Source organism: Ensifer sp., from assembly GCF_035999135.1.
Taxonomy (GTDB): Bacteria; Pseudomonadota; Alphaproteobacteria; order Rhizobiales; family Rhizobiaceae; genus Ensifer.
The window spans coordinates 28,056-54,327 of record NZ_DASYGZ010000139.1 but is presented as its reverse complement, the minus strand read 5'-3'; the positions used below and the strand labels follow the sequence as shown (position 1 = coordinate 54,327).

Here is a 26,272-nt window from a genome sequence, read left to right as displayed (position 1 = left end):
AGACATGCGCCGCGACTGCTCCTCCAAGCCGCCGGGACGCCTCTTCAAAATGTACTAACTAGTTCGAATGTCAAGCGCCGCCGTCTTGAAAGTGCCCGTCAAGCTCAATAAGACTGAAGCGGGGAGAAGGAGGAAACGGCTCTCCGAAAATTGATTCTGAACGGAGTTTCTGTTCAAAAACAATGAAATAGAGGGGTCTCCGCGAGGACATGGCTGCACGCCCGGAAAATGGCAGGAAGAACGATCCGCAGCGAACGCAGGAGGATATCCTCATCGTCGCAACCGAGGAGTTCTCGACCCACGGGCTTGCCGGGGCGCGAGTCGATGCGATTGCCGAACGCACGCGCACGTCAAAGCGGATGATTTATTACTACTTCGGCAGCAAGGAGGGGCTCTATCTCGCTGTGCTCGAACGTTCGTATCGCAAGATCCGCACGCTCGAGGAGGATCTGCATCTGGGCAACCTGCCGCCGGAAGAGGCGCTTCGCCGACTGATCGCAACGACCTTCGATCACGACGAAGCCAATCCGGATTTCGTTCGTCTGGTCAGTATCGAAAACATCCACCATGCGGCCCACATGATGCGTTCCGATGCGATCCGCGACCTCAATGTTTCGGTGATCGAGACGATTGCCGGAATTCTGGAACGTGGCGTGGCTGAAGGTGTCTTCCGGCGTGAAGCCGATCCCATCGACATCCACATGATGATCAGCGCCTTCTGCTTTTTCCGTGTGTCCAACCGCTACACCTTCGGCACCATCTTCCGGCGCGACCTTTCGGACACGGAGACCATGGCACGCCACAAGGGCATGATCGCGGACGCTGTCATTCGCTATCTGACCGCAATCTGAAAGCCAGGGTGTCGGAGGCCGGCAAGTGCGCGCCCTCATCCGGAAGACAGCATCCGCGAGGCCGGCCGCCCGAATTCGGACATCGCCACCGGTTGGCCTCGAACGGGCGAGGCTGAGCAACGGGATGCTTGTCCCGCGGTCGGATCTGGCGTAAGAGTTTCCCGTCGCGAAAAGCGACCGCTTCCCTTGATCCGCTCAGTGGCGGAGTAAACAGGTGGACGAATTGGCGTCCAGGCGGTCGAGCACATGCCATCCGGGCGAGTTTCAGCGCGGATCGGCCAGCGTCTCCCAAAACTTAAGAAAATTCATCGGCTGACCGTCCGTCAGCCCTCGATCGCGAGCTATTGGCGCCTCGGCGTCAGCATGGTCGCGTCTATCGGAGCGTGCTATGACCACACCCCTGACGTCAAACAAACCCCTCATCGTCATCTTTACCGCCATCGTGCTTGATGCCGTTGGCATCGGCCTGATCTTCCCGATCCTGCCTGCGCTCCTCAAGGAGGTTACGAAGGCGAACGACGTCGCGCCCTATATCGGCGCGATGACGGCACTTTATGCCGTCATGCAGTTCATCTTCGCGCCGGTGCTCGGCGCGCTCAGCGATCGCCTCGGTCGCCGAACCGTACTTTTGATCTCGCTCGGAGGCGCTGCGATCAACTACCTGTTTCTGGCCTTTGCTCCCACGCTCGCGATGCTGTTCATCGGGCGGGCGATCGCCGGCCTGACCAGCGCCAACATGTCGGTGGCGACGGCTTACATCACCGACATATCGCCACAGGACAAGCGTGCACGCCGCTTCGGGCTGTTCAACGCCATGTTCGGCGCGGGCTTCATCATCGGCCCCGTTCTTGGCGGCACGCTTGGCGATTACGGGGTGCGGCTGCCATTTCTCGCGGCAGCGGCGCTGAACGCCGGCAATCTCCTGCTGGCCGCCGTCATGCTGCCGGAATCGCGTAAGGCCGGCGCGGCGAAGGGCGTGCTTTCGGAGCTCAATCCGTTGCGGCCCCTCAGGTGGGCGTTTTCGACGAAACGCTTGCTGCCGATCGTCGCCCTGTTCGTCATCTTCAGCGCGACCGGCGAAGCCTACGGCACCTGCTGGGCGCTGTGGGGCGGTGACAGCTTTCACTGGAGCGGCACCTGGATCGGCCTTTCGCTCGGGGCGTTCGGTGTCTGCCAGACCCTGGTGCAGGCGTTCCTTCCTGGGCCGGCGGTGACGCATCTGGGCGAGCGCGGTGCGGTTCTCGCGGGTGTCGCAAGCGCCTGCGTCGGTTTGATCGTCATGGCGTTCGCCACGCAAGGCTGGATGGTCTTTGCGATCATGCCGGTCTTCGCACTCGGCGGCATCGGCGCGCCGGCTCTGCAATCGCTGGCGACCCGGCAGGTCGATGAGAGCCGGCAAGGTCAATTCCAGGGTGTGCTGGCTTCGGCAATAAGCCTGGCGTCTATCGTCGCGCCACTGGTGTTCTCGAGTGTCTACCTCGTCGTCAGGCACGAGTGGCCGGGAGCGCTCTGGTTATCGGTCGTTGCCGTCTATCTCCTGGCCGTGCCGCTCGTTCTTGGATTGCGGTTTGCGCGGGCCGACGAAAGCTAGCCGACACGCTTCAAGCAGCGGGGCGAGCCCCGCTGCTTGAAGCGGCATTGAGCCAAGCCGAAAGATCCTGCTTCATCAGTGCTCCCAGCCGCTCCGTCTCCGGTCCGTAGAAGTCGATCAGGCGATTGCGCAGATCGCTCGGCAGCGGCACGTAGTCCAGTTCCCGGGCGATCATGGAGCGAAGTCCCTTGGCCACGGGGTTGTCGCGGAACGGCGCGACGATCGGTTTCAGCGGCCGAAACAGCCGGCGCAGGGTCGGCGGCACCACAGGCACCGTCTTGTCCTTCACCTTGTTGACGACCGGTTTCAGCCCGGACGGGAGCCTGAGGAAATCGCTGACCGCATCGAGATGGCCCTGAGGGTCGCGGCGAATGTTCTCGAAGAGCAAGACTTGCAGGTTTTCGGCCGGAAACAGGTCCAGATAGGCTTCCAGTTGGCGGCAGTAGAGACCGCCCAGAAGAAAACGGCCGCCGCCGGCCTGGCGCGGATCCAGGTATCTGGTGATGTCTCTGCCGACCTCGCCACGGCGGTAAAGCATGCAATAGTCGGAATACGCGCGATCGACCGGATTTCGAAGCTGTGCGATCAGGCGCGCCTGGGGCAGCGCTTTCTTGATGCGCGCGGCCGCTTCCGGCTCGTCGAGATAGGAGTTGGATTTCTCCCCGACGATCGATTGGCCCGGCTGCGGATCAAATTGCGCCAGATACCAGCTGTCGCCCTTGTCGTGGTTCCGGCTGAAGTAATGCAGTTCGGGATCGGGCATGTAGACGGCGGGGTTCTGTTGCAGCGACTGCTGCAGCCAGGTGGTGGCGCTCTTGGCGGCGCCGATGATCAGGAAGTCGATATCCGCAAGCTGCATGGCGGTCTCTTTCTTTGCGCTGGGATCAAGCTGTCAGTGGGCGCGTTGAGTTGCGACGTCTGGCGGCTTTCGTCCGAGAATACGCTGATAGATGCTGACGATGCCGTCGACATGGGGTTTGATGCCATAGGCGGCGAGCGTCGACGTGCGCGCCCGCTCGCTGATGCGCTGCCATTCGTCGCGATCCTTGAGCAGGCGCTCCATCGGAGCGACGAAAGCCCCGGGATTTTCCGGTTCGACGAGAAACCCGGTGACGTTGTCCTCGATCGCCTCTGGGTTTCCACCGTGGTTCGTGGCGATGACAGGCGTGCCGTACATCATCGCTTCGATGAGGGTCCGGCCGAAAGGCTCGCTCATGGCCGGAACGAGGAGGATGTCGACCCCACACATATAGGGCGCGACGGGGTGGCGGAAACCCATCAGGTGGATCTTGTCGGCGATCCCGAGCGCACGTGCCCGTTCGGCGGTGTCGAGGTCGAGCCTCGGGCCTGCCTGTTCGGGCGTGCCGAAAAGCAGGCCGGCGACCGGAAAATCCGGATTGCTCTGCTGAAAGGCATGCACGGCCTCCACGAAGCGAAGCGGCCGCTTGCGCTCGTTGAGGAGGCCGAAATAGCCGACGAACCGTGTTTTTTCCGGCAGGCCGAGTTCGCGCACCAGCGCCAGCCGGCATTCCTCGCGATCTGGGGTCTGCTCCGGGTGTTTGAACGGGCTGTGCAGCACCGAGAGCCGGCCCTTCAGCGGCAGCAGCGGTTTTGCCGGCTGCGCGAACTTCGAGACCGTGACCACATGCTTGGCAAGGAGCGGAGCGAGCACGTTGACGGCCCTGGCCCTCGGATCTCCACGGTGGTGCCATAGAAGTTTTGCGCCGGCGAGATAGGTGGGCAGCGCCCAGGTCGTATGGATCGCGCCGTCATTGGTGTGCACGATGTCGATGCGGTGATCGCGCAACAGCCGGATGATCTTCATCATCGAGATCGGATAGCGCAGTGCCGAGTAGGATTGCCGCCCAAGGCCCCGATCGCGCTGTGGCGAGAGGACGTCGATGTCCTCGATCGAAACATAGTCGATCCTGTGCTCGTCGAGGTATCTGGAGAGCGCCTTGCGCGGATGATGGACAAAGACAATCGGGTTGATGCGCTCCCTGTCGAAAGACGCGATAAGGTTGAGTGCCGAGATGTGGCTCCCACCGATATCATCACCCGAAAATGGAAATCCGACGGTTATTGCTTTTTGAGACACGAAATGAGGTCCCGAAAGTAAACTAAATATGGCAAAACTATAGCGCCGTCTTATTCTCGCTGCTAGAGGCTGTTTTCGGTGTTTATATACCTATTTCGGGTGATGAAGATAAAACGAATTGACGAAATATAACAAAAGTGGAAAGCTTCGCCCCGCATTGCGATAAAAATATTCTTTTGATTGATTTGAGGGCCAAGCGAATTGCCCTGCACAAGCGTTGAAAGCTTCTGGAGCGGGGCCTGGCCAAAGGGCTTTGGGAGTGACGAATGCCCATCAGAATTTCCATGCTGCGCGTCTTGCGAAACGTGACGCGGTCGATTGCCTTTGCCGATCCATATTCTGCGCCCAAGGCGCGCATGCGCGGCTCGTCCCGCCTCAGCGCGGCGTTCGCGCTGGCTGCGCTTTCCTCTCTCTCTCCCCTGTCTGCCTATGCGGAAACGGTCGCGTTCCCTGGGGCCGAGGGGCACGGAAAGATGGCCCAGGGCGGCCGCGGGGGGCGCATCATTGAAGTCACAAGCCTGGAGGATTCTGGTCCGGGCACATTGCGCGAATGCATCGAGGCGGCCGGCGCGAGAAACTGCATCTTTCGCGTGGCGGGCGTCATCAACCTCAAGTCCTCGCTGGTGATCGGCAAGGACAACCACTCGGTCTCCATTCTGGGGCAAACGGCGCCGGGCGGCGGTATACTGCTGACGATCGACCAGGAAAACGAGGACCTGCGGCACACGCCACTGGTTGCCAAGGAAACCCATGACGTGATCGTCCGGCATCTGCGCATTCGTCCGCGGCTGCCCAACTCCGTCAAGAACGTGCACGCAGCGGTCATCGAGAACAGCCAGCGCGTCTATTTCGACCATACGTCGATGTCGTGGGCGACCGACGAGAACGTCAGCACCTATTCGAACACCACCGACATCACGATCGCGAACTCGATCTTTGCCGAGGGACTGATCAAACACAGCAAGTGCACCTTGCTTGGCGCCGACCCGCGGCTGCCGCAGAACATTACGTTCTGGAAAAATGCCTGCATCTCCAACAACGACCGTAACCCCGACAACAACCATTATGGTCGTTCCTGCATCGAGATCATCAACAACGTGTTTTACAACGCACGCTCCGAATGGGGCGAGGTGTTTTCCCAATATCCGGGCGGCACGCCGATTTCCTATGTCGGCAACTATTTCAAGGCGGGGCCGAGCACGGTCGAAAAGACCTACGCAATCAAGTGGCAGAATGTCAAAAGCGCCGGCGAGCCGCAGATCTACGAGAGCGGCAACGAGCTTTGGGCGCCGCCGCCCAAGTCATTGCAGCTGCTGTCGCCAGGAACGGCCCAGTTCGTCGTGCCCCGTCCGCCTTGCCCGCTCGCCGTCGATACCGTCATCGGGGCCGGAGAGGCCTATGACCAGGTCCGCAGCCAGTCCGGCGCCTTTCCGCGCGACGCGCTCGATGTCGCCTGGATCAAGGATATGGGCGAGCAGGGCGAGCGTGGAGCCGGTCGGATGGTGATCAAGCCGGGCGAGATCCCCAGCATCGAAGACGGGCAGCCCTATGTCGACGATGACGGCGACGGTATGGCCGACAGCGTCGAGGCAAAGTTCGGCGGAGTCGTCGGCAAGAATGATGCCTGGGAACCGGCGTCATCGGGCGACGGCACGCGGTTTGATCTGTTCATGGAGTGGCTGTCCCAGGAGCGTGTCGCAGGGCGATATCCGGGCTAGCTTCGGCTCCCGCCCGAAAGGAGGTCGCGACGTCTGGCAAATGGTCGGCCGTCGACCGGAAAGGTGATCGTGAAATTGGGTTGAATGCCGATGGTCGCCTTCAACCCCGGCGCTGCAGACGTTCAATGCATAGGTAAAAAGGCACTATTGCCCTTCCAGTCTTCGTATAATATAGTTTTCTAAATTTGAATGTTATTTCCATGTGAAAATTTGCCCGACGCATCTTTGCCTATCGATGCGGTGGGTGTGCGTATCTGTTCCCTGTATTTCTTTGAAATCAACTTTTTCAATCAAATATATACGTTAGGGGTCTCATGCTGACCATTGATCGCAAAGTCGACACGCCTCCCGGGCGGGGGCAGATGCCTGCGGTTCAATATCGGGAGGCGCGTGCCGCGGCGCGTGGCTACGGTGTGCGCGACCTGTTGGAGCTTTTCCGACGATATCGCGTGATCTTCTTCTCACTGTTGGGTGCGGCGCTGCTTGCCACGTTGTTGACGGCGGCCCTTCTGCCGCGCGTCTATACGGCAGTATCGGCCATCGTCTTCGACCGCAACGACGTCCGCCCCTACGAGGCGCAGGTCGAGTTGCGCAAGGTGGAACGTGACCGCTCGGTGATGGAAACCGAGCTGGACGTGATCCGCTCGCGCGTTTTCGTCGGCGTCGTCGTCGACGCGCTCAACCTCGTCAATGACCCTGATTTCAATACCTATCTTCCGAAGGTTCGCAGCGAGCACGAGACGATGCTCCAGGCGTTCTTCGCCAACCTTTACGAATTCGCGTTTGGCTGGATGGGGTCAGGGGTTCAAAAGGAGCGGCTGATCTCGGAAAACGTGCAGCGCAACCGTGCGATATCAACGCTTCTCGGGGCTTACACCGTCACCCGTACCGGCGAGAGCCTGGCGTTGACCATCCGCGTGGAGCAATCCAACCCGCTGAAGGCGGCGACGATCGCAGACGCCATCGCCGAGCAATATCTCGCCTGGACGGCAAAGACGACCGAAGAAGCGACCAACAACACTGTGTCCTATCTTCGCGGGGAAATGTCGAGCAGTGCCACCCGGATCGCCGGCATGGAGCGCGATATCGCCGCCTTTGCGCGCGACAGCGACCTGACCTTCGATCCGCAGGACGACGTTCTGAGAGCGCGCATGCTGCAGCTCAACGAGCAGTATGTCGGATTGCGCGTCGAGGAGGCGAGCGCTGTTGCGAAGTACAATGAGGCCAAGCAACTGGTATCTTCGGACGACAAGAAGATTGCCGGCAGCGCGCTGACCTCCACCCAACTGGATCAGCTGCGCGGCGAAGAGGCGCGTCTGGAGCGCACGCGCGCCCAGCTCGGCGCCAAGTTCGGCAAGAACCATCCGCTCGTGCTCGATGCAACGAACGAACTTGAATCCGTGCGCACCATGATTGCCGACGAGGCCCGCCGCCTCGTGCAGGAACTGGCCAACGACGCCAAGGTCGCCACCGTGCGCGCAGAGAAGTTCCAGGCCGAGCTGAGCTCGCTGCAGGACAAGGTTCAGGGCCGCAACCTTGCGGAAATTCGTCGCCGCGAGCTCGTGCGCGACCTTCAGTCGGAACAGGCGGTCTACGATCAGATCGTACAGCGGCTCGGCGCGCTCAATCCTGAACGTGGCGAGTACAAGCCGACGGCCAGGATCGCGTCCTATGCCGAAGTGCCGACCAAGCCGACATTTCCCAACAATACGCTCGTGATCGTGGCCGGCAGCATCGGTGCCGTGCTTCTGGCGGTCGTCGGCGTGATCGTCTCGGACTCGCTGGAAAGCCGGCTCTATCTGCCGCGCGACGCCGAGCGCCTGCTCAACCGCCCGAACCTTGCAAGCGTGCCCGACATGCGCAAGCGTCTGCGCAATTCCTCGGCCTTCTATCACTACATGCTCAACAATCCGGAATCGCCCGCCGCCACCGCGATGCGGACGCTTTGCATGGCATGGCTGACCATCGACCATGAAGCCGGCGGCAAGGTGGTCATGCTGTGTTCGCCAGCCCTTGGCGACGGCAAGACGACGGTCGCGCTCGGCATGGCCACGATGGCGAAGATCGACGGGCTGAGGCCGATTGTGATCGATCTCGACATGTCGGCGCAAAGCGCGCCGATCATTGCCGGCGCCGACACCAGCGAAAGCGCGATCACGACGCCGCTCGAAGGCAAGGTCGATATCAAGAGCCGCATTTCGGCGTCGCCGGCCTATCCGCACCTCGAGTTCCTTTCCGTGCGGCCGGGTTTGATGAACCTGGACGCGCTGTGCGCCGAGCTCAGGGACAGCTACGATCTGATCATCGTCGATGCGCCATCGGTCGAAGAAAACGAGGGCGTGATCTGGCTGGCGTCGCATGTGGATTCGGTCATCCTGGTCTGCAATTCCGGCGGCACCACCGACCGCCAGCTCGCCAATGTCCAGCAGCGCCTGTCGCTGAACCACGCGGTTATCCTCGGCAGTGTCATGAACTACTGCGACAGGTCCGAATAGCGGATCCGAAGAGGACGAGCGAAGCCTGTCGATCAAGCGCCAGAATGAACAAGCCGCCCGTTGGGGCGGCTTCTTCATTTGGCATTTATCGGCAATGAGACAAAACGACTGCGACGCCGTCGCGGTCCTGGCTCCAGCCTGAAAGTGAGCCTGTCTGATTGCGGGATTTCCCTTGGCTGGTTGGCAAGGCCGCCGGGGTTACATGCCACGTCTACTGGATGTTTCCTTTGATCGCCGCCGGTTAGAGGGCAAAAAGAGAAAGAAATCCAGAGCCCTACAGCGGCCTTCGCGCGTCCGATCAGACGCGCGGCGCCGTCCGTCAACCGTCGCCACTTCGACCAGTCCCGTTGGCCAATCGACGCCTCCGCTGTCGGCGATATCTGCGCGCGGTCGCGCTTCATTGGTGGTCGGGAAGGTGCCCGCGGCTCGCGCGTCGCGTCGGCTGCTACGGTGCGAACGGTCGTCGCGATCTCGAGACGTCACCGTCTGCTGGCGAGTTCGCGGCGATAGGCAATCGCCATCTGCACGAACCAGACGCCGGACATGACGATGTGGGCGACATTGGCGCCGACCGCGCCGACGCGCGGGATGAGCAACGTCGCCGTGGCGAGGAAAAGCAGGCCGCCGGAAAAGGCGCTTCGGAGAAGAATCTTTTCGTGCCCCATGGCAAGCAGTGCCGAGTAAAGGGTTCGGCCGCACAGAAAGATGATGACGGCGACGAACTGGACCATCACGAGCGGCGCAGCCGCCTCGAACCCGGGACCTGCCGTCATGCGCAGGATCCATTCGATGGAGAGATGCGCAGCGATCAGCGCGCAGACGCCGAAGACAAACAGCAGCCAGCCGGTCTGGCTGACGGTCTTGCGGAACTCGGAGATCCCTTCCGTTGCCCACACGCGGGAGAGGTCCGGGTAGAGCACCGCCTGCACCTGTTCGCCGGCCTGCTGCGCGATCTTGGCGACGCGCTTGGCGATATGATAAAGGCCCGCCGTCCCCGGGTCTGCCAGGTAGCCGACGAGAAGCGTGTCGAACTCGAATGCGCAGGCCTGGATGATGAGGGCCAGATTGGTCGACAGCGAGAAGCTCCAGAATCCCGGAAAACGGCTTCTGATATCGCCGAGCGGTGTCCGCATGACGCCACGCAACCCCTGCTTGCGCAGCTCTCGGAAGGCCCAAAGGGTTCGGTTCAGGCTGCTGCAGATCTGTGACGCCATCCAAAGAAGCATGAATTCAAACAGGCCCCAGCCGAAATAGACGCCGGCGAGACACAGGAGTGCTCTGAGGACACTTGCAGCTACCTGCCCGTAGGCGACAATCTTGAAGCGTCCATAGAGCCGCATGACGGCCGTCGGCATTCCAGTAACCTGGAAAGGCAGGACCGCGCAGTAGATGAGTACGAAGCGGCTCATCTGTTCGGAAATGCCGAAGAACGGCCCGGCGAGCAGGACCAGCGCCACCGCCAGTCCCCAACCGGCAAGAGCGGTTGCAAGGTCGATCAGCAAACCGAACTTGAACAGCGCCTTGAGATCTTCGGTCTCTCCTGCCTGCTGCGCCCGGGCCCCATATTTGATCAGCGGCTGCCACGAGCGGAAACTGACAAACCGCTCGATGCCGCGCGTGTAGGCGAACGACAATGCCAGCAGGCCATAGTCGGCCGGGCCGAGCGCGCGGGCGGTCAGGGCGAAACCGGCCAAGCCGATAAAGGCACTGGCGAAGTTCCCGGTCAGGAGATGTGCGATGTTCTTGAGCCGCCCGTGGAGGTCTGCTTCTGATTGCCAGGCGGCACGAAATTTTCTGGTCTTTTTCAGTAGTGATTCCAATAATATCACAAAATTACATCCTGCTTCGAGGTTGCAATTACGACTGTTTCATGGAACAATAAAAAGTATGTTTTGGCGTTCTCACTCGGAGTGCGCGTTTTGTTTGTCTGTTTCTAATCTGTTTGAGTTAATTGAGCGATTGCAATTAAAAATTGTATAATCGTTATTGTTGTCTGAAGCATATCATAGTGATCGAAAGAATTTACAGAGGCCTTATAAAATAATTTCACAGATTGTCTTAGTTTAAATTCCGCTTCTCATGGTGCGGTTTACCATTCTCGAAGTGCGGATTTTATTCATTAGAGGGAAGCATGACGTTTCCAGCTCAACCAATCCATCACGCATTCACGCGTCTTGCTCTCGTCGTCGCGACGGCATTGCTGCTTTCGTCTCCGGCTGACGCTGCGGGGACCGCAAGCGCCTCGGCGCCAAGTACCGGGACGCCGGTGACCGCGACCACCGCCACCACGACCCCGGCCGTTCCCGTAACGGCTCTGGCCGCTCCGGCGGCCTACCGGATTTCCGTCGGCGATGTCCTCTCGTTCGATATTCTCGATGATGCCGACATACCGGTGTCGCTGACCATCGGCACCGATGGGGCCGCCGCCTTCCCGCTGATCGGGGCCGTGAAGATCGAAGGGCGCACCCTGCCGGAGGCTACGGCCGCGCTGCGCGACGAGTATCTGGTCCGGCAGCTGCTGACGGATCCGAAGCTGTCGCTCAGCATCGTGACGGTCCGCCCGGTTCTGATCCTCGGCGAAGTGAGGACGCCGGGCTCGTTCCCCTACTATCCCGGACTGACCGTCGAGCAGGCGGTTGGCCTTGCCGGTGGTCCGCTATCGGCGATGTCCAATCCCGCCGACCGCATCATTGCCCGCGCGAAGCTGCGTGGCACGATCGAGGAAACCGATGTCGAGATCGTGCGTGAAGCGGTCTACACGGCGCGGCTCTATGCGCAGCTGAGAGGCGAGGACAAGATCGACCTCAAGGATGTGCCGCAAAGCGCGAAGCAGTATGTTGACGAGACGTCGGTCGCTCCCGTTGTCGAGATCGAGGAGAAGATCCTGAAGACCGATCTGGTGTCGACGAAGAACCAGGCCGAAATCCTCAATCAGAGCATCTCGCAGACCGAAGCGAGCCTGGTTATCCTTGACAAGCTGAAGGCGCAGCAGGAGGACGTGGTCGCCCTCAACGAGCAGGAAGTCGAACGCACGGTTGCACTCAGAAAGCGAGAGCTGAACACGGAATCCGAGCTCTCGCGCGTGAAGATGGCGACCTCGAGCGAAAAATCGCGGCTGCTGGAACTTGTGGCCGAGATCGGGCGCTCGAACCGCGAGCTTGCAAACCTGAAGCTCCAGCTGGCGACGCTGCAGGCCAGTCGAGAAAAGGAAATCCTGACCCTGCTGCAGGAGCGCGAGGCGACCCTCAAGAAGCTGGAAACGGTGCGCGAAACGACCGTGGAGCAGATGGCTCTCATGGCTGCCGCCGACGCTGATGCCCGCAAGCCGGACGAAGTCTCGTTCCTTTACAAGATCGATCGTGAGACCGGTCGCGGCGAGACGAAGTCAAGACAGAGCATCCAGGCCACGAACCTGACCGCGGTCCTGCCTGGCGACGTCGTTTTTGTTTCGATCGCCGGCCTTTGAGGCCGGTGTCCCGATGATCCTTCGCTGATGGAGAGTTGCGTGAGGGGTGAGTTTGCGTGCGTGTCGAGACTGAGCGGCATGATTGACGATCTTGCGGAGGTGGCGCGATGAGCCTCATGCAGATGTTCGGACGGACGCTCGTCATCGCTCCGCATCCCGACGATGAAGTTCTGGGGGCGGGTGGGACCATGGCGCGGCTTGCGCAGCAAGGCAATGACGTCTTTGCCGCCGTGGTCACCGAGGGCAAGCCGCCGGCTTATGACCGTGCCTCCGTCGTCGCGGTGCAGGCCGAGGCGCACGAGGCACACCGGATCCTCGGTGTCAGGGAAACGCGCTGGATGGGCTTTCCGGCCGCGGCGCTGTCGGAGACGCCGCACGCGGCGCTCAACGCCGCTCTCTTCGAACTCGTAATTTCGATTGCGCCGCAGACACTGCTCATCCCCTTTGTCGGCGATATGCACATCGACCACCAACTGATTTTCCTGTCCTCGCTGGTCGCCGCAAGACCGCACCAGCCGGGATACCCGACATTGATCCTCGCCTATGAGACGGTGTCGGAGACGAACTGGAACGCCCCCTACGTGACCCCGAGTTTCGTGCCGAACGTCTTCGTCGACATCAGCGAACACGTCGAACGCAAGCTTGCCGCCATGAAGGCCTTCAAGTCGCAGGTCCGCGCCGCGCCGCATGAGCGCAGCATCGAGACGCTGACTGCGCTTGCCACATTGCGTGGCGCAACCGTGCTCAAATCGGCCGCTGAGGCCTTTGTGGTGGTGCGGCACGTGATCTGAATTTCTCCGGAATTTTCCGTCGACCAAGGGAGCAAGCTGTGACGACGTGGCCGGTATATGATGACGAACAGATAGCAGATGTCGTTTCGGTCTTAAGGTCAGGCAAGGTGAATGCCTGGACCGGGCCGCACGTGGCTTCCTTCGAGGAAGCCTATGCCAACGCGCTCGGAAGAAACCACGCCATCGCGTTGGCGAACGGTACCCTTGCACTCGAATTGGCACTTTTTGCGCTCGGCCTTGAGGCCGGCGACGAGGTGATCGTCACTCCACGCAGTTTCGTCGCCTCCGCATCGTGTGTTTCCTTCTGCGGCGGGGTGCCCGTTTTTGCCGACGTGGACGAGAACAGCCAGAACATCAGTGCGGCGACGATTGCTCCGAAGATCACCAGTCGGACGAAAGGCATCATTGCCGTTCATCTCGCCGGCTTTCCCTGTGACATGCCGGAGATCATGGCGCTCGCGCGGCGGTCGGGGCTCTGGGTGATCGAGGATTGTGCGCAGGCCCATGGTGCCGAGATCGACGGCCGGCCGCTCGGCAGTTTCGGCGATATAGCGGCCTTCTCCTTCTGCCAGGACAAGATCATCACGACGGGCGGCGAGGGCGGGTTGATCGCCCTTGACGACGAGGCGCTGTGGAAAAAGGCCTGGAGCCGCAAGGATCACGGCAAATCCTATGATGCCGCCTTCCGGCGCGAGCATCCGCCGGGCTTTCGCTGGCTGCACGAAACGATCGGTACGAACTGGCGCATGACCTCCATGTCCGCGGTTCTCGGGTCGCGACAACTTGAACGCCTCGAGGGATGGCGCGCCTTGCGTACGCGCAACGCGGCGATCCTCGACGAGGCGGTCGACACGCTTGCGGCGTTGCGCAAACCCCGGCTGCCGCGCGGGTATCGCCACGCCTACTATCGCTACTACGCCTTCGTGCGACCCGAGGCGCTGAAACCCGGATATGACCGCGACCGGATTGTCGCGGCGATGAACGCGGCGGGTGTGCCGTGCTTTACCGGCAGCTGCTCGGAAGTCTATCTGGAAAAATGCTTCACGGATCTCGGACTGCAACCCCAGGAACGGCTCCCGGTCGCGCGCCGGCTCGGTGAAACGAGCATCGCGCTCCTGGTCGACCCGGCGCAAAGCGAGGAGGCGGTCAAACGCGCAGCGTTCCACCTGCGCGAGATCGTCAGCGCGGCGTCCATGCCGGCTATGGGGCGTGACCGGGTGTCGATGCAGGAAATGGAAGCGCGGGCCTAGATCCTGTGCGCTGGGGGCATTGCGGCAGACCCGATGGGGGGCTGACGCTTCGGTTGACGGCCGCTTGGAGTGGGACATGAAACGGTGTTTTGACATCGCCTTTGCGTTGCTGGCGGGCTTGTTGACCCTGCCGGTGATGCTGGTGGTCGGCGTTGCCGTCGCAATCTGGCTGGGACGACCAGTGTTGTTTCACCAGACACGCGCGGGGTTGAACCGTCGCCCGTTCCGGATGATGAAGTTTCGCTCGATGTCGGATGCCAGGGACGCCGAAGGCCGGCCGTTGAGCGACGAACAGCGGACCGGGCGGTTCGGTCGTCTGCTGCGCCGCACCCGGCTTGATGAACTGCCGGAGTTCTGGAACATCCTGATCGGCGACATGAGCCTCATTGGCCCGCGGCCGATCCTCCCGGAGACGATCGCTAACCTTGGCGAGCGCGGCACGCGGCGCTGCAGCGTGCGGCCCGGGCTTACCGGCTGGGCACAGATCAGCGGCAATGCCATTTTGTCGAATGACGAAAAACTCGATCTCGATCTCTGGTACATTGCCAACCGATCCGCATGGATCGACATGAAGATTGTCGCACAAACGGTGTTGGTGATGCTCTTCGGTGACCGCATCAGCGAGCAGCGGTTGAGCGCGGCACGACGGGCGGCGCCCGAACCGTGAACTTCATCGGCCGCGGGCCGAGCGGCCGGTCACCGCAAGTCGGCCCATCCTCGCAACTCGGGCTGTGACGGCGCGGTCGTATCACCCTCTGCAAAGGTGTCGGAGCTTGGTCGTGTCATCCGATCGAGTGCGATGTAAGCACAGGCGAGCGCCACGGGGATGACGATCGGAAACGGCCAGAACCGGCTGTAGGCATGGGGAACCGCATTGGCGACCAAAAGCAGAATGGAGACGTTTGCCGTGATGCATCCGGCAAAAGGGCGCCCTCCCGGAATCCGGGCTGCGATGAGGGCGGGTCCGAAAGCCGAGAGTAGCATGACCAGAAGCCCGATCGCTGAAATCAGTCCGCCTTCGGTCCACAAAAGCAGGTAGAGATTGTGAACCGGCTGATGGATCGCGCTGGCGACGCGATACTGATCGGCGCCAACGCCGATCAACAATGTGCTGTCGGTCATGTTCATGGCTTCGTAGATCAGTTCGACACGGTGGTCGAATGTGCCGGCTTGCCCGATGTCGCCGCTTTCGAGCGCGCCAAGCACGCGTTTCTGGAACACCGGTGGCAAGTAATCGCGCGCCGAACTGCCGATGGCGACGATCGCGACGGCGATCATGGCGACGTTGATGAAAAGCCGCTTCCAGTTGACGCCGATGATGACGAAGGCGCTGAAGCCGCACACGAGCGCCATCAGGCCGGTGTTGGAGCCGGTGAGCAGGATGCCGTAGATCAGGATGACAAAGGCGAAACAGCCATAGATGCGGTTGATCCGCTTGGTGGTGATCAAAAGGAGCAGGATGGGCACGGCCAGTGCGATCACTGCCGCGCACTCGTTCTCGCGTTCCATCAATCCGCTGAAGCGACCGTTGCCGCTGACGAAATTGGTGTTGGTGCGCCCGTCGATATGGATGAGGTAAATCCCCTGGAAGCACAGGACGAGGATCGATGTCACGTAGGTTTTTGCAACGATCACGAGCTGGTCGAGCGTACGGCCGCTGAACAGCAGGACGACAAAGAGATAGGCATAGAGATACTGGGTGACGATGACGATGCCGCGCATCGGGTCGGGCCCGGCGATGCTGCTTGCAAGAAGGCCGGAGACGAGAAGCGCCAGCCCCAGCCACCACATGCCGCTGCTGATGCGACCGAACAGCTGAAAATCGATGTTGCGGTTGAGCACCGCGAAGCAGAAGCAAACCAGGGCAAAAAAGTCGGCAACGGTAAAATTCGTGTCCCCATAGCGAAAATAGTTCATCGAGCAGAAGAAGACCGCTCCGATCAGGAGAAAGAACTCGATCCTCTTGGTGATCGCCAGGCTCGGTGCATCGCGGCGCATGGCATCGCGATTGGGGACCAGTCCTGCTGGGAGGCTGTGGTTGTACATGCTCATGGTTCGAAGTCACCCTCCCTCGACATGACGCGGATCAGGGCTGTCAGGTCCTTCCGCCGCGGCGCTGGCATGTCGCACATCCTGCCACTCTTTCCTGTTCAATCGGTTTCCTTATCGACGGCCACGGGCCCGCAATCACGTCCCCAGCCGATAAAGCCGGGGTTGGCGAAATCGCAGTCGTTCGCCTGGCGCCGCTTGCCATAGCGAAACGGGTGACCGTCCAGTGTCGTCACACGCCCGCCGGCAGCCCGCAGAACGGCATCGCCCGCGGCAGTGTCCCACTCCATGGTGCGCCCGAAACGCGGATAGACGTCCGCCAGTCCCTCGGCGAGCAGACAGAATTTGAGCGACGAGCCGATCGAGGTGCAATCGCGGATCGCGTTCTTCTGCAGGAAGTCGGCGGTTTCGGCGTCGCTGTGCGAACGGCTGGCGACAGCCGTCAGGCTCGCCGGCCGCGGGCGGCAGCAGATCTCGGTTACTTGCGTAACGGCAAAGTCGGTCGCGACATGGAACTTGGTGGCCCTGCCGCCTTCTGCAACATAGCCGACCTGGCGCGCCGGTGCGAAAACTACCCCGGCGACCGGCTCGCCGTTGCTGATCAGGGCAATGTTGACGGTGAAATCGCTGCGCCGGTTGATGAACTCCTTCGTGCCATCGAGCGGGTCGACGAGAAAGAAGAGCTGTCCTTCGATCTCGGGTATTTCGCCGGCCGAGACGGCTTCTTCGGCAATCACCGGTATGTCGGGAAACGTCTTTGCCAGAATGGCAAGGATGATCTCTTCCGCGCAGCGATCCGCTTCCGTGACCGGCGAACAGTCAGCCTTTTCGGAAACCTCGATATCACGCTCATAAACGTCGAGAATGGCCCTTCCGGCTTCTATCGCCGCTGCCGTCAGCGTGTCGATCATCATTTGCCTCCGATGGTCCTCTTGGCGTCGCCGCCTTCCGCGCTATTGCTTGTCCAGGTACGCCTCGATTTCGTCAGCAAGCGTCGAGACCTCGCGACCTACCGTATGCAGGTGGATTTCCGGTGTTTCGGGGCGCTCGTAAGGCGAACTGATGCCAGTGAAGTTGCGGATCTCGCCTGCGATCGCCTTCTTGTAGAGACCCTTCGGGTCACGCCGGGCGCATTCCTCGATCGGCGTATCGACGAAGATCTCGATGAATTCTCCAGGCTCGAACATGTCGCGCGCCATGCGGCGCTCCGAGCGGAACGGCGAGATGAACGACACCAGCACGATCAGGCCCGCTTCGGTCATCAGCTTGGCGACTTCGGCGACCCGCCGGATATTCTCGACGCGGTCCTCTTCGGTGAAGCCGAGGTCGCGGTTCAGACCATGGCGGACGTTGTCGCCGTCGAGCAGGAAGGTGTGCTTGCCCTGGGCGTGCAGCATCTTCTCGACGATGTTGGCGATCGTCGACTTTCCGGAGCCCGAGAAGCCGGTGAACCAGAGTACGCGCGGCGTCTGGTGATTGAGAGCTGAGCGCGCCGTCTTGTTGATGTCCAACGCCTGCCAGTGGACATTGAGCGCGCGGCGAAGCGGGAAGTCGATCATGCCGGCGCCGACCGTCGCGTTGGTGAAGCGATCGATCAGAACGAAATTACCGGTGGTCCGATTGGCGTTGTAACTGTCGAAAACGATCGGTGCCTGGGTTGAAACGTTGCACACGCCGATCTCGTTCATGCGCAGGGACTTGGCCGCTTCTTCGGCGAATGTGTTGACGTCGATCTGATGCTTGAGGGTCGTGATCGTCGCACTGACGCTGTCGGCCTCGGTGCGCAGGATGTAGCTGCGACCGGGCAGCATCGGCTCGGGATGCAGCCAGATCACATGGGCCATGAACTGGTCGGCGACGTGGGGCCTGTCCTCGGGCGGCACGAGCATGTTGCCGCGCGATACCTCCAGTTCCTCCTCCAGGACGATCGTGACGGATTGCCCCTCGATGGCCCGGGGCAGATTGCCGTCGTAGGTAACGATCTCCTTGACCCGTGTCACCTGGCCGGATTTCGCCACCGCGACCGGGTCGCCGACGGCGATGCTGCCGGACGCCACCTGGCCGGCAAAGCCGCGGAAATCGAGGTTCGGGCGCAGCACGAGCTGCACAGGAAAGCGGAACGGCGCCGCGGAGACTTCGTCTTCGATCACAACGGTTTCAAGATGCTCAAGCAGCGTCGGGCCGTTGTACCAGGGCATGTTCGCCGACCGGTTCGTCATGTTGTCGCCAAAGCGGGCCGAGATCGGGATGGGCGTGATTGTCGAAAAGCCGAGGTTCTTCGCGAAGTCCATGTAGTCGGCGACGATGGAATCGAACACCCGCCGGTCATGGCCGACGAGATCGATCTTGTTGACCGCAAGAACGATATGGCGGACGCCGAGCAGCGACGCGATGAAGGAGTGGCGACGGGTCTGGCGAAGGATGCCTTTTCGGCTGTCGACGAGCACGATTGCCAGCGCCGCTGTCGAGGCGGCCGTGACCATGTTGCGGGTGTATTCTTCGTGGCCGGGGGCGTCGGCGACGATGAATTTGCGCCGTGACGTCGCAAAGAAGCGGTAGGCGACGTCGATGGTTATGCCCTGTTCTCGTTCCGCCTCGAGGCCGTCGATCAGAAGGGCGAAATCGATGTCGTTTTGGCTTGCATTGCGCCGCTTGGTCTCGCGCTTGAGTGCTGCAAGCTGGTCGTCGAAAAGCAGTTTGGTGTCGTAGAGCAGCCGGCCGATCAGGGTCGACTTGCCGTCGTCCACCGAGCCGCAGGTCATGAAGCGCAGCAGCGTCTTCTTTTCCTGCTTACCGAGGTAGTCCAGCACGCTGCTGGTCGTTGCGGGTGTGTTGGCCGTCATCAGAAGTACCCCTCCCGCTTTTTCTTCTCCATAGAGGCTGTCTCATCGGCGTCGATCAGGCGGCCGTGACGTTCCGAGGTCCGCGCGGTCAGCATCTCGCGCACGATATCGGGAAGCGTCGTGGCGCTTGATTCGATCGCGGCGGTGAGCGGATAGCAGCCGAGCGTTCGGAACCGCACCAGGCGTTCCTCGACCTTTTCGTCCGGGTTGAGCGGCATCCGGTCGTCATCGACCATGATCAGCATGCCGTCGCGTTCGACGACCGGCCGGCGCGCCGCGAAATAGAGCGGCACGATCGGGATGTTTTCCTTGAGGATGTATTGCCAGATGTCGAGTTCGGTCCAGTTCGACAGGGGAAAGACCCGAATGGTTTCCGATGGTCCGACGCGGGTGTTGTAGCTCTTCCACAGTTCCGGACGCTGGTTCTTCGGGTCCCAGGCGTGCTGGCTGTTGCGGAACGAGAAGATGCGCTCTTTTGCGCGGCTCTTTTCCTCGTCGCGCCGTGCGCCTCCAAATGCGGCGTCGAAGCCGTATTTGTCGAGCGCTTGCCGGAGCGCGACGGTCTTCATCACGTGCGTGTGCACGTTCGAGCCGTGCGTGAAGGGATTGATCTTCTGCTCGACGCCGTCACGGTTGATGTGAACGAGCAGGTCGATGCCGAGTTCGGCGGCGATCCGGTCGCGAAACTCGATCATCTGGCGAAACTTCCATGTCGTATCGACATGGAGAAACGGGAAGGGAGGCTTCCCGGGATAAAACGCCTTCATCGCCAGATGCAGCATGACCGAGGAGTCCTTGCCGATCGAATAGAGCATGACAGGCTTGGAAAAGGTCGCGACGACCTCTCTGAAGATGTGGATCGCCTCGGCTTCAAGGCGCTGTAGATGTGTCATGGACATTGGATAATGCTCCAGAACGACGAAATATTAATAGGGCGACTTCAATATAAAGTTCAAAATTATTGCGTTCTGCAATTCTATGTTGATATTTGTTCAGAATTTTATACTAAATATTCTGTGAATCTGTTCCGAGTGAGCTTTTTATACGTGTGTTACGGCCGCGCCGATGGTGATGGTATCTGTCGAAACACCCACAGCCGCGATGCCAAGTAGTTCCAGACGAAGACGATGGGGACGCTGACGACTTTGGCGACCGGTGCCGGGATCAGCACGGCAAGGGTCGCGACGATGAGGGTCGAAATCAGAAGGCCGGTGACGGTCGCGACGACAAACTTTACTGCCTGGACATGGCTATGGGCGGCGCGAAAGGTCCAGGCGCGATTGAGCATGTAGCTGACCGCGATGCCGCAGGAGTAGGAGAAGAGGTTCGACGGGAGCGGCGGCAGACCGGCGAAATAGAGCGTGTTGAACAGCCCCATGTCGAGAAGCGTCGTGACGGCCCCGACGGCCGCGAAGCGGGCAAGCGTCTCACCGGCACGTGGCGTGGCACTAATGTCTTTGGGTGTCGGCAGCGACATCTTCGCGCCTCCATTCCGGCATCATAGGGGCCGGCTGCCGGTGCCGGTCGTCGTTCAGGGACGCTTCGATGATGGGGGCAGGGCGCCGCTTCGATTGCATGAAGATGCGCCCGACATATTCGCCGACGATGCCGAGGAAGATTGCGTTCAGCGTTATCGACAGGAGAAGAAGGATCGTCGTTGTCGCAAAGCCGGCCGGCCAGTCCTGGCCAAACAGCAGCTTGCCGACGAGATACCCGAGCAGCAGCAAAAGCGTGGCGGTTCCCATCACCAGGCTCGCCATCGAGGCGAGCCGCAGTGGTGTCAGCGAATGGTTGAGAATGCCGTCGATGGCGAGCGACAACATTGCCTTGAACGGAAACTTGCTTTCGCCGGCGACACGCGCCTGGCGATCATATTCGAAACCGACCTGCGAAAAGCCCATGGCGCTGATCAGTCCACGGAGATAGGGCGAGGTATCGTCGACCTTGCGCAATTCGTCGAGAATGCACCGGTCGACCAGCCGGAACTCGCCGGCGTTGAGCGGCAGGTCGTCCTCGCTGAGCGCATTGATGCACCAGTAGAAGGCGCGGCGGATCCGGGTCGTCAGCCAGCCGTCCGTCAGCGTGCGGCGAATGCCGTAGACCACCTGGTGACCCTCGCGCCATAGGTCGATCATGCCTGGAATGAGATGCGGCGGATCCTGCAGGTCGCAGTCGATCTGCACGGAGCAGTCGCCCGTCGCCGACTTGTACGCGACCAAGAGTGAGCGCTGGTAGCCGATGTTGCGGCTGAAGCGGATGACCCGGACGGTCGGGTCCTCGCTGGCGATTTCCTTGAGGATCTCGAAGGTCTTGTCCGTGGAGTGGTTGTCCGTGAAGATGATCTCCCGGTCATATCCGGGCAGGCTCAGGAACATGTCGACGACCGCTTCGTGCGCGCGGCGGACATTGGCCTCCTCGTTGAAGGCCGGCACCAGGATGGAGATCTTCGGTCTCTTTGTCGTCACGTCCGCCACTCTCACATGGTTTTGCGCGGCGCGGGGCCGTCGTCTGCTATGGGCGGCAGAACCGCGCGGTGCCAGGCAACGGTGCGGGTGAACCCCTCAGCCAGCGGCACACGTGCACTCCAGCCGAACAGATCCTTCACCCGAGCTGGCGATGCCCGGAAATCCGGGATGCCGCCCGTCACGCCGTCCGCTCCGTACTCGATCAGGGCCGGGTCGGCGCCGGTGTGTTCGACAATCAGCCGGGCAATCTCCCGCATCGACGGGGCAATGCCGGTTGCGATGTTGACGAGCCGCGTGCTTGTCGGGGCCTCGGCGACGCGCAGCAGCGCTTCGACCACGTCGTCGACATAAAGCAGATCGCGCCGGTCCGAGGGATGGTGCACGACCGAGCGCTGGGCAGAAAGGCAGTGCTCGATCAACTGTGGAATGGCGAACTGCGTCGATTGCATCGGGCCGAAGACCAGCGCCAGGCGGGCCGTGATCACTGGAAACGGCAGGCGCGCCTGCAGGCCGCCGATAAGATGCGTTGCGGCGGTGAGCTCGGCACCATAGGCGTTGACCGGGATCTCGCGGCTGTCTTCTTCGTAGGGCGCCTGCGCCACGCCATATTCGGCAAGAGAGCCGGTTCTGATGATCTTTTTCGGCGGGTGGCGGGCGGCGCCGGCAGCACCGAGCAGGCCGAGCACGGCATTGAGATGTTCGCGGATCCCGGCCTTGGCGTCATTCAGTTCAGCTTCCTCCCGCCGCCGCGGCCGGGCGGCGAGATGAAAGACGATCTCCGGCGCCGCGTCCGAAAGGCAGCGCCGGATTGCGTCCTCCGATTGAAGGTCGAAGTTGTGCCGGACGAACGCGCCGTCAACGGCATCGAGGCGACTATCCTCCGTGCCGGGCCGTACGATGACATGGACTTCATGGCCAGCATCGACGCAAATGCGCGTCATATGCGAACCAATGAAGCCAGCCGCTCCGGTAATCAATATCCTCGACATGCGCCTTTTCTCATTTCCGCTTGAGCGTCGGTTGGGAAGCGAACTGCGGTGCGCGCCGACCAGAAGCCGATACGAACCGATGACTGCGCTTCCCTCCTCCGTCTCAGGTCTTTCAGATGAACGAGGCCGGTTGCTGCTGGCGACGCTTGCCGCTGCCGGACTTGGCGAACCGAAGCGCAAAATCGCGGAACGACTGGTGGATATGGTCCAGATGCGCCGGCGTCAGCCCGTGATGGCAGGCAAGCAGGATGCCGCCGCGCATGACGTCGTCGGCGATCGGATAGCCGCGCGGATCGACCTTGCAGGCGACACCGTTCATCGCCGGCTGACGCAGGATATTGCCGGTGAACACCGGGCGTGTCTGGATGTCGCGTTGTTCCAGGAAAATCTGCATTTCGCGCCGGGTGAAGGGGGCGTCGGCACGAACCGTCAGCGGGAATGCGAGCCAGCCGGTGCGCGAGAAGGGCAATTGCCGCGGCAGTACGAACCAGTCCTCGTACTCCCGGAAGAAGGCCATCTGGTCGGCAAAGTTGCGCTCGCGCGCGTCGATGTTCTGCTGCAGTCGATCCAGCTGCACGAGACCGAACGCAGCCCCCATTTCGGATGGTTCGACGTTGAATCCAAGGACTTCGAACACGAACTTCGCGTCGTAGTCGAAGCCGTCGAGGTCGATGTTGAAACGGTTTTCGATGGTTTCGGATTCAACGAAAAGCGAGGAGGTCCGGCCCCAGGAGCGATAGAGCATCGCCTTTCGGGCCAGTTCGTCGTCGTTGACGCAAACCATGCCGCCGTTTCCGGCCGCCGTGATCACGTGCGAGCCGTAGAAGCTGGTCGTGCTGATGTCGGAGCGGGTGCCGGTGCTCTTGTCGCGGATGGTTGCGCCGAGCGTGTCGGCGCTGTCTTCGATCACCAGCAGCTTGTGGGCGTCGGCGATGGCGCGGATGCGGTCCCAGTCGGGCAGATTGCCGATCAGAGACGGGATCATCACCGCCTTGGTCTTCTTGGTGATCATGCGCTCGATGCAATCGGAATCGATATTGTAAGTGCCCTCGACCACGTCGACGAATGCCGGCAACAGTCCGGCACGCACGATCGGCGCAACGGTTGTCGCAAAGGTGAGCGCCGGGGTGATGACTTCCGAGCCCTTGGGAAGATCGGCGATTTCGATGGCAAGATGATTGGCCGACGAACCCGAGTTCACCATGATGCCGTGCTGCTTGGCAAACAGTGCAGCGACGCGTTCCTGCATCGATCTCACGGCCTTGCCCATTTGCGTCGATGAGCGCAACACGGCGTTGACGGCGTCGATCTCTTCCTGCCCGTAGACGGATTGCCCGTAATTAACTCGCATCTTTCCAATCTCCGATAGCGCGCAATGGCGATGGTTTTGCGTCGTGTTCCGCGTCCCGTTTCCAGGCCGCGGCGTATTGCTCGAGTTGGTGTTCGGAAAACGACCGGATATGATCAGGATCGTCGCGATATTTCTTGTACCAGGCGACGGTCATCGAAACGGCGTCCGCAAGGCGCAGCACCGGTTTCCAGCCGAGTTCCGTGTGTGCCTTCGTGCTGTCGAGCCGCAGGATGGTCGATTCCGCCGGCGCGTTTGCCTGCGGTTCGACGATCACACGCGGTCCTCCGTCGCCCCAGTGGCTGACGACCATGTCGGCAAGTGTGCCGACGTTGACGGTTGCCTCCTGGTCGGGTCCGAAATTCCAGCCGCCGGCAAAGCGCGTTCTGCGCTGAACGAGATGGGCGGCCAGCATCATGTAACCGCGCAGCGGCTCAAAGACATGCTGCCACGGCCGAATGCTGGACGGGTTGCGCAAACGGGCCGGAGTGCCGCTTTCGACCGAGCGAACGAGATCGGGCACGAGCCTGTCTGCGCCCCAGTCGCCACCGCCGAAGACATTGCCGGCGCGTACGCTGACAAGCTGAGGGCCGTTCGGGTCGTTGAAGAAGGAGGAGCGATAGGCGGCGGCGACCAGCTCGGCGCAGCCTTTCGACGAGCTGTAGGGGTCGCGCCCGCCCATCGGGTCGTTTTCACGATAACCCCAGACCCATTCGCGGTTTTCGTAGCACTTGTCGCTGGTAACGACGACGACGCCCTTCAGCGACTTCAGTCGCCTTGCCGCATCGAGCACGATCGCCGTGCCGACGACATTGGTGGCATAGGTATCGACCGGGTTCTCGAACGACGCCCGGACGACCGCCTGCGCGGCCATGTGGATGACGAGGTCGAAGTCCTGCCCTTCGATTGCCTCGGCAACATCGGCCGCACTTCGGATATCTGCGTCACGACCATCGATGATTTCGCCGAGGTTGGCGGCCCGGAAGAATGAAGGTGTCGCCGGTGGCAGGGACAGCCCGACCACCGAGGCGCCGAGCCGCCTCAGCCAAAGTGCAAGCCAGCCTCCCTTGAAGCCGGAGTGCCCCGTGATCAGAATCCGCTGACCCCAGAACGCCTCGGAAAGGTCGGCCTCGCTGGTGATCCAGACCATGTCCTACATCCGCACGTGGTGGGTGGAGATCGGGGTTGTCGAGCCAGCGATATGATCGCGTTCAAAGTGCAGCCATGGCGGATCGTCGCTCTCGCAAAGGCCGTTCAGGTAGTCGCGGTCACGGATCGTATCCATCGGATGCCAGAAGCCGTGGTGCTTGTAGGCGAACAGCTGGCCGTCCCTTGCAAGATTGGTCAGCGGCGACATTTCGAGCGGCTCGGACAGGCTCGGAATATAGTCGAGCACACCTGGTTCGAAGACGAAGAAGCCGCCATTGATCCAGGTTTCCTTCTTTTGCACCTTCTCGGTGAATTCGACGACCTGGTCGCCCTCGATCTCGAGGTTGCCGAAACGTGCAGGAGGCTGGACCGCCGTGACGGTCGCCAGGCGGCCATGCGAACGGTGGAACGCCAGAAGCGCCTCGATGTCGATGTTCCCGACACCGTCCGAATAAGTTACCATGAAGGTCTCGTTGTCGAGCCACTCGCGCAGCCTGAGGAGCCGCCCTCCGGTCATCGTCGACAGCCCGGTGTCGACCACCGAAACATTCCAGTCGAGTGGATGATTGGGGTGCAGCACCATAGAGCCGCTTCCGAGCGCCACCGTAAAATCGGCGGTCGACAGATGGAAATTATGGAAAAAGCTCTTGATCGACATGCACTTGTAGCCGCCGGCGACGACGAAGTCGCGATGCCCCCAGTGGCTGTAGATGTCCATGACGTGAAGGATGATGGGCTTGCCACCAATCTCGACCATCGGCTTCGGTACGCGCGTGGTTTCCTCGGCAAGGCGCGAGCCAAGCCCTCCCGCAAAGAGAACGACTTTCATAGCGGTCTCCAAGAATGTAGTTTTGAGATACTGTTGACGTCTCAGATGTTGTTCATGAGCAATCGCGATCCAATGCGCGATAAGGTCGTTTTCAATAACTGATAAAAATGCACGTCTACAAATGCTGGCGCTTATCTGCGCACTCCGGAATATAACTGGATTAGTCCCAGCGTTTCCGATATGTTAAGTAACCAATATAAAAGAAATACCTTATATTCTGTTGGGCCGCAAGCCTTTTTAGGTGTCAGGTTTATCCTTGCGCGCTTGTCCGGATTTGCCCGAATTGCCGGGCGGGCCAGGCGCAGACCACGGATCCGGCCGTTCGTTTGACATCCTGCGC

The 26,272-nt window shown here is 61.0% G+C and carries 21 protein-coding genes; 8 read left to right on the top strand and 13 right to left on the bottom strand.

Annotated elements, in window-relative coordinates:
- The first annotated feature begins 209 nt into the window (after positions 1–209).
- Both VGO12_RS16575 and VGO12_RS16570 read left to right on the top strand, forming a co-directional pair.
- Positions 210–851: a TetR/AcrR family transcriptional regulator gene (locus VGO12_RS16575; protein ID WP_327513837.1), complete on the top strand. Its 642-nt coding sequence runs from the start codon at positions 210–212 to the stop codon at positions 849–851.
- A 388-nt stretch (positions 852–1,239) separates the two neighbouring features.
- On the top strand, positions 1,240–2,442 hold the full coding sequence (locus tag VGO12_RS16570) for a TCR/Tet family MFS transporter (RefSeq protein ID WP_327513836.1): 1,203 nt from the start codon (positions 1,240–1,242) through the stop codon (positions 2,440–2,442).
- 10 nt (positions 2,443–2,452) lie between these two features.
- On the opposite strand, the gene VGO12_RS16565 is transcribed toward VGO12_RS16570, so the two are convergent.
- Together VGO12_RS16565 and VGO12_RS16560 are read right to left on the bottom strand one after the other, a co-directional pair.
- Positions 2,453–3,301, bottom strand: coding sequence for a sulfotransferase (locus VGO12_RS16565; protein WP_327513835.1), 849 nt, complete (start codon positions 3,299–3,301; stop codon positions 2,453–2,455).
- Between the two features lie 33 nt (positions 3,302–3,334).
- Complete coding sequence (locus VGO12_RS16560) at positions 3,335–4,540, bottom strand: glycosyltransferase family 4 protein (RefSeq protein WP_327513834.1); 1,206 nt, start codon at positions 4,538–4,540, stop codon at positions 3,335–3,337.
- A 266-nt stretch (positions 4,541–4,806) separates the two neighbouring features.
- On the opposite strand from VGO12_RS16560, the gene VGO12_RS16555 reads away from it, so the two are divergent.
- On the top strand, positions 4,807–6,258 hold the full coding sequence (locus VGO12_RS16555) for a hypothetical protein (RefSeq protein WP_327513833.1): 1,452 nt from the start codon (positions 4,807–4,809) through the stop codon (positions 6,256–6,258).
- Between the two features lie 362 nt (positions 6,259–6,620).
- Positions 6,621–8,753, top strand: coding sequence for an exopolysaccharide transport family protein (locus tag VGO12_RS16550; RefSeq protein ID WP_327513832.1), 2,133 nt, complete (start codon positions 6,621–6,623; stop codon positions 8,751–8,753).
- Positions 8,754–9,232: 479 nt separating this feature from the next.
- Here VGO12_RS16550 and VGO12_RS16545 read toward each other — a convergent pair whose 3' ends face one another.
- The gene (locus VGO12_RS16545; RefSeq protein WP_414650735.1) at positions 9,233–10,582 is read right to left on the bottom strand and encodes a lipopolysaccharide biosynthesis protein; all 1,350 of its coding nucleotides are present in this window, start codon (positions 10,580–10,582) and stop codon (positions 9,233–9,235) included.
- Between the two features lie 302 nt (positions 10,583–10,884).
- On the opposite strand from VGO12_RS16545, the gene VGO12_RS16540 reads away from it, so the two are divergent.
- The 4 genes from VGO12_RS16540 (at position 10,885) to VGO12_RS16525 (ending at position 14,927) form a co-directional block, all read left to right on the top strand.
- On the top strand, positions 10,885–12,219 hold the full coding sequence (locus tag VGO12_RS16540; RefSeq protein ID WP_327513830.1) for a polysaccharide biosynthesis/export family protein: 1,335 nt from the start codon (positions 10,885–10,887) through the stop codon (positions 12,217–12,219).
- A 107-nt stretch (positions 12,220–12,326) separates the two neighbouring features.
- Positions 12,327–13,010: a PIG-L deacetylase family protein gene (locus VGO12_RS16535; protein WP_327513829.1), complete on the top strand. Its 684-nt coding sequence runs from the start codon at positions 12,327–12,329 to the stop codon at positions 13,008–13,010.
- Positions 13,011–13,048: 38 nt separating this feature from the next.
- Complete coding sequence (locus VGO12_RS16530; RefSeq protein WP_327513828.1) at positions 13,049–14,260, top strand: DegT/DnrJ/EryC1/StrS aminotransferase family protein; 1,212 nt, start codon at positions 13,049–13,051, stop codon at positions 14,258–14,260.
- 64 nt (positions 14,261–14,324) lie between these two features.
- Entirely contained in the window at positions 14,325–14,927 is a 603-nt protein-coding gene (locus VGO12_RS16525; RefSeq protein WP_327513827.1) for a sugar transferase, read from the top strand.
- Positions 14,928–14,956: 29 nt separating this feature from the next.
- Here the strand turns inward: VGO12_RS16525 and VGO12_RS16520 are convergent, their stop codons facing one another.
- The 10 genes from VGO12_RS16520 to rfbF form a co-directional block, all read right to left on the bottom strand.
- Positions 14,957–16,312 carry an O-antigen ligase family protein gene (locus VGO12_RS16520; protein ID WP_327513826.1) on the bottom strand — a complete coding sequence of 452 codons (1,356 nt, stop codon included), beginning with the start codon at positions 16,310–16,312 and terminating at the stop codon, positions 14,957–14,959.
- Between the two features lie 98 nt (positions 16,313–16,410).
- Positions 16,411–17,220, bottom strand: coding sequence for a 3'(2'),5'-bisphosphate nucleotidase CysQ (gene cysQ / locus VGO12_RS16515; protein ID WP_327513887.1), 810 nt, complete (start codon positions 17,218–17,220; stop codon positions 16,411–16,413).
- Positions 17,221–17,262: 42 nt separating this feature from the next.
- Positions 17,263–19,152: a sulfate adenylyltransferase subunit CysN gene (gene cysN / locus VGO12_RS16510; RefSeq protein ID WP_327513825.1), complete on the bottom strand. Its 1,890-nt coding sequence runs from the start codon at positions 19,150–19,152 to the stop codon at positions 17,263–17,265.
- Positions 19,152–20,051: a sulfate adenylyltransferase subunit CysD gene (gene cysD / locus VGO12_RS16505; protein WP_327513824.1), complete on the bottom strand. Its 900-nt coding sequence runs from the start codon at positions 20,049–20,051 to the stop codon at positions 19,152–19,154. The genes cysN and cysD overlap by 1 nt, the downstream gene beginning before the upstream one ends.
- A 152-nt stretch (positions 20,052–20,203) precedes the next feature.
- On the bottom strand, positions 20,204–20,629 hold the full coding sequence (locus VGO12_RS16500) for a GtrA family protein (RefSeq protein ID WP_327513823.1): 426 nt from the start codon (positions 20,627–20,629) through the stop codon (positions 20,204–20,206).
- Positions 20,601–21,617 carry a glycosyltransferase family 2 protein gene (locus VGO12_RS16495; RefSeq protein WP_327513822.1) on the bottom strand — a complete coding sequence of 339 codons (1,017 nt, stop codon included), beginning with the start codon at positions 21,615–21,617 and terminating at the stop codon, positions 20,601–20,603. The genes VGO12_RS16500 and VGO12_RS16495 overlap by 29 nt, the downstream gene beginning before the upstream one ends.
- A gap of 11 nt (positions 21,618–21,628) precedes the next feature.
- A complete protein-coding gene (locus VGO12_RS16490) occupies positions 21,629–22,606 on the bottom strand; it encodes an NAD(P)-dependent oxidoreductase (RefSeq protein ID WP_327513821.1) in 978 nt (325 codons plus the stop codon).
- A gap of 112 nt (positions 22,607–22,718) precedes the next feature.
- Complete coding sequence (locus VGO12_RS16485; protein ID WP_327513820.1) at positions 22,719–23,957, bottom strand: DegT/DnrJ/EryC1/StrS family aminotransferase; 1,239 nt, start codon at positions 23,955–23,957, stop codon at positions 22,719–22,721.
- Entirely contained in the window at positions 23,947–25,104 is a 1,158-nt protein-coding gene (gene rfbG, locus VGO12_RS16480) for a CDP-glucose 4,6-dehydratase (RefSeq protein ID WP_327513819.1), read from the bottom strand. Before rfbG ends, VGO12_RS16485 begins: the two co-directional genes overlap by 11 nt.
- Before the next feature lie 3 nt (positions 25,105–25,107).
- On the bottom strand, positions 25,108–25,932 hold the full coding sequence (gene rfbF / locus VGO12_RS16475; RefSeq protein WP_327513818.1) for a glucose-1-phosphate cytidylyltransferase: 825 nt from the start codon (positions 25,930–25,932) through the stop codon (positions 25,108–25,110).
- Between the last annotated feature and the right edge of the window lie 340 nt (positions 25,933–26,272).

Excerpts from the sequence above, each read along its gene's own strand:
- VGO12_RS16575 (WP_327513837.1), top strand. The coding sequence starts at position 210 with ATGGCTGCACGCCCGGAAAATGGCAGGAAGAACGATCCGCAGCGAACG.
- VGO12_RS16570 (WP_327513836.1), top strand. The coding sequence starts at position 1,240 with ATGACCACACCCCTGACGTCAAACAAACCCCTCATCGTCATCTTTACC.
- VGO12_RS16565 (WP_327513835.1), bottom strand. The coding sequence starts at position 3,301 with ATGCAGCTTGCGGATATCGACTTCCTGATCATCGGCGCCGCCAAGAGC.
- VGO12_RS16555 (WP_327513833.1), top strand. The coding sequence starts at position 4,807 with ATGCCCATCAGAATTTCCATGCTGCGCGTCTTGCGAAACGTGACGCGG.
- VGO12_RS16550 (WP_327513832.1), top strand. The coding sequence starts at position 6,621 with ATGCCTGCGGTTCAATATCGGGAGGCGCGTGCCGCGGCGCGTGGCTAC.
- VGO12_RS16540 (WP_327513830.1), top strand. The coding sequence starts at position 10,885 with ATGACGTTTCCAGCTCAACCAATCCATCACGCATTCACGCGTCTTGCT.
- VGO12_RS16535 (WP_327513829.1), top strand. The coding sequence starts at position 12,327 with ATGAGCCTCATGCAGATGTTCGGACGGACGCTCGTCATCGCTCCGCAT.
- VGO12_RS16520 (WP_327513826.1), bottom strand. The coding sequence starts at position 16,312 with ATGAGCATGTACAACCACAGCCTCCCAGCAGGACTGGTCCCCAATCGC.
- cysQ (WP_327513887.1), bottom strand. The coding sequence starts at position 17,220 with ATGATCGACACGCTGACGGCAGCGGCGATAGAAGCCGGAAGGGCCATT.
- cysN (WP_327513825.1), bottom strand. The coding sequence starts at position 19,152 with ATGACGGCCAACACACCCGCAACGACCAGCAGCGTGCTGGACTACCTC.
- cysD (WP_327513824.1), bottom strand. The coding sequence starts at position 20,051 with ATGTCCATGACACATCTACAGCGCCTTGAAGCCGAGGCGATCCACATC.
- VGO12_RS16500 (WP_327513823.1), bottom strand. The coding sequence starts at position 20,629 with ATGTCGCTGCCGACACCCAAAGACATTAGTGCCACGCCACGTGCCGGT.
- VGO12_RS16490 (WP_327513821.1), bottom strand. The coding sequence starts at position 22,606 with ATGTCGAGGATATTGATTACCGGAGCGGCTGGCTTCATTGGTTCGCAT.
- VGO12_RS16485 (WP_327513820.1), bottom strand. The coding sequence starts at position 23,957 with ATGCGAGTTAATTACGGGCAATCCGTCTACGGGCAGGAAGAGATCGAC.
- rfbG (WP_327513819.1), bottom strand. The coding sequence starts at position 25,104 with ATGGTCTGGATCACCAGCGAGGCCGACCTTTCCGAGGCGTTCTGGGGT.
- rfbF (WP_327513818.1), bottom strand. The coding sequence starts at position 25,932 with ATGAAAGTCGTTCTCTTTGCGGGAGGGCTTGGCTCGCGCCTTGCCGAG.